This is a genomic window from Staphylococcus croceilyticus, assembly GCF_002902575.1.
Taxonomy (GTDB): Bacteria; Bacillota; Bacilli; order Staphylococcales; family Staphylococcaceae; genus Staphylococcus; species Staphylococcus croceilyticus.
Genome location: NZ_PPRD01000042.1, coordinates 1 through 3,129, shown reverse-complemented (window position 1 = coordinate 3,129; position 3,129 = coordinate 1). Strand labels below are relative to the sequence as shown.

Annotated in this window: 3 protein-coding genes; 1 reads left to right on the top strand and 2 read right to left on the bottom strand. The window is 33.1% G+C overall.

From position 1 onward, the window contains the following. Positions 1 to 111: 111 nt before the first annotated feature. Both gndA and CD128_RS06580 read right to left on the bottom strand, forming a co-directional pair. Positions 112 to 1,518, bottom strand: coding sequence for an NADP-dependent phosphogluconate dehydrogenase (gene gndA / locus CD128_RS06585; RefSeq protein WP_103329227.1), 1,407 nt, complete (start codon positions 1,516 to 1,518; stop codon positions 112 to 114). A 76-nt stretch (positions 1,519 to 1,594) separates the two neighbouring features. Continuing rightward, complete coding sequence (locus CD128_RS06580) at positions 1,595 to 2,719, bottom strand: M20/M25/M40 family metallo-hydrolase (RefSeq protein WP_103329226.1); 1,125 nt, start codon at positions 2,717 to 2,719, stop codon at positions 1,595 to 1,597. A gap of 169 nt (positions 2,720 to 2,888) precedes the next feature. Between CD128_RS06580 and prli42 the strand changes: the two genes are divergently transcribed. Then, positions 2,889 to 2,984, top strand: a complete 96-nt coding sequence (prli42, locus tag CD128_RS11840; RefSeq protein WP_160148974.1) for a stressosome-associated protein Prli42 — start codon at positions 2,889 to 2,891, stop codon at positions 2,982 to 2,984. Positions 2,985 to 3,129 lie beyond the last annotated feature (145 nt).

The following is a 3,129-nucleotide window of genomic DNA, read 5'->3' as shown; positions in this document are numbered from 1 at the left end:
TTATAGAGGTAATTGCGCTATTTTTGTATTCAAAACATAAAAATTGGACTGATGATTTTTAGTCATCAGTCCGATTTATTATAGAGCCTAATTTTTATATATTAAAGAGGTTTATTCTTCTACCCATTGAGTATGGAATACGCCTTCTTTATCTTTACGTTCATAAGTGTGAGCACCGAAATAGTCACGTTGAGCTTGAATTAAGTTAGCTGGTAAATCTTCAGAACGGTAACTATCATAGTAGTTTACACTTGCAGAGAAACCAGGAGTTGGTACACCATTACGAACACCAGTCGCAACAACATCTCTTAATGCATCTTGGTATTCAGTAACAATACCTTTGAAGTAAGGATCTAATAAAAGATTTTGTAATTCTGCATTATTATCATAAGCATCTTTAATTTTTTGTAAGAATTGTGCACGAATGATACAACCTTCACGCCAAATCATAGCAAGATCGCCTAATTTAAGATTCCATTCATTTTCTTCACTTGCTTTACGCATTTGAGCGAAACCTTGCGCATATGAACAAATTTTACTCATATATAATGCTTTACGAATTTTTTCTAAGAATTCTTCTTTATTACCATCGAATTTAACTTCAGGACCGTTTAATTCTTTAGAGGCATTTACGCGTTCTTGTTTGATAGAAGAAATGAAACGTGCAAATACTGATTCAGTAATAATTGTTAAAGGAATACCTAACTCTAATGCGTTGATTGAAGTCCATTTACCAGTACCTTTTTGACCAGCTGTATCAAGGATTTTTTCAACTAAAGCTTCATTATTTTCATCTAATTTAGTGAAAATGTCACCAGTGATTTCAATTAAATAACTTTCTAATTCACCAGCATTCCATTCTTTGAAAGTTTTAGAAATTTCTTCATGAGACATGCCTAGTAAATCTTTCATCATTGCGTAACTTTCAGCAATTAATTGCATATCTGCATATTCGATACCATTATGCACCATTTTTACATAGTGACCTGCACCATTTGGACCAATGTATTCTACGCATGAAGCACCATCTTTAGCTTTAGCAGCAATAGCATCTAAAATATCACTTACTTTATTGTAAGCAGCTTCTTGACCACCTGGCATTAATGAAGGACCTGTAAGCGCACCAACTTCACCGCCAGATACACCCATTCCAATAAAGTTAATACCGCTTTGTGCTAATGCTTTGTTACGACGGATAGTATCTTGATAATTTGTATTACCGCCATCGATTAAAATGTCATCGTCATCTAATAAAGGTAATAAGCTGTCAATTGTTGCATCTGTAGCTGGACCAGCTTTAACCATTAATAAAATTTTACGTGGTTTTTCTAATGAATTAACAAATTCTTCTAAAGAATAAGTTGGGTGAATTTGTTTACCTTCTGATTCTTTTACCATTTCGTCAGTTTTTTCGCTTGAGCGATTATATACTGATACGCTGTAACCACGAGATTCAATATTCCATGCTAGGTTTTTACCCATTACAGCTAATCCTACTACACCTATTTGTTGAGTCATATTACTTACCTCTCTCATTCGATTTTTTCAATAGTATTGTATCACAAAACTTGAAAAGACTTCACTAAACTAATAACTATTCACTGACTAATTCAATGATTTTTAATAACTGTTGTGCCAATTGATTTAAAGACTCAACAGCTATACGTTCAGAAGTAGTGTGAATATGCTCGTATCCCACGCCAAGGATGACTGTTGGAATGCCATACGTATTAATGATACTTCCATCTGAACCACCGCCAGCAATAACAGTATTTCCACTAAGTCCAAGTTTATGTGCACTATTAATAGCATATTGAGTCACTTGATTATCATCTTCAATTTTAAAGCCTGGATAACTTTTTTCTATTTCAACTTTAGCTTGTCCACCTAATTCTTGAGCAGTCGTTTCAAATACCTCTTTCATGTGAGCGACTTGTTTATCGATACTTTCATCATTATGAGAACGAGCTTCAGCTTCAATAACTACTTCGTCAGCTACAATATTAGTAGCTGATCCACCATGGAATTTACCAATATTCGCTGTTGTATAATCATCTATTTGACCTAAACTCATTTTACTAATTGCTTTAGCTGCAATATTGATTGCACTGATACCTTCATTTGGCGTACTAGCATGCGCTGTTTTCCCATGTATAGTTGTTTTCAATACCATTTGTGTCGGCGCACCTACTACCGTTGTACCTACTGGTTGACTAGCATCCACTGCATAACCAAATTGAGCATCAAGCATAGATGGATCTAATTCTTTAGCGCCTTTTAATCCAGATTCCTCTCCAACAGTAATTACAAATTGAATTTGGCCATGAGGAATATTATTTTCTTTTAATACTTCGATTGTTTCAATGATTGCTGCTAAGCCAGCTTTATCATCAGAACCAAGTACCGTTGTACCATCAGAATAAATATAGCCATCATCTTTAACTTGCGGTTTCACATCTATACCTGGGACCACTGTATCCATATGACTAGTAAAATAAATTTTAGAAACATCTTCTTTAGTCGTTGTGCTTGGTAATGTACAAATTAAATTATTAGCACCTAACCACTCTTTCTCAGATGCATTATCTTCTTTTACTTGTAAACCTAGACCTTCAAATCGTTTTTTTAAAATAGGTTGAATAACTTCTTCATGACCCGTTTCAGAATTAATTTGAACTAATTCTAAGAATGTATTTAATAAGCGTTGACTGTTTACCATACGTAAAAACCCCTTTCTCATATAATTATTATTTTAACTGACTTTCATCGATATCAAAAATAAATTGATTGCCATTTGTATTAAAATCATTTAAGGTTAATTTATATACTATAAATTAACTATAATTAAAGTTCTTAAGTGGAAACTTGAAATTTAAGGAGCGGCTAAGTTGAATAATAAAGTTTTAAAGGTCATTATTATCATAATGTTAATTGCTGTTGTCGCAGCATTATTACTAACAAGTTTAGTGCCACTAATGCACTAATGATATTAAGCATGAAATAAAGGGTGAAATGTCTAAATACAACATTTCACCCTTTATTTTGGCTCTATAATAAATCGGACTGATGACTAAAAATCATCAGTCCAATTTTTATGTTTTGAATACAAAAATAGCGCAATTACCTCTA

Excerpts from the sequence above, each read along its gene's own strand:
- CD128_RS06580 (WP_103329226.1), bottom strand. The coding sequence starts at position 2,719 with ATGGTAAACAGTCAACGCTTATTAAATACATTCTTAGAATTAGTTCAA.
- gndA (WP_103329227.1), bottom strand. The coding sequence starts at position 1,518 with ATGACTCAACAAATAGGTGTAGTAGGATTAGCTGTAATGGGTAAAAAC.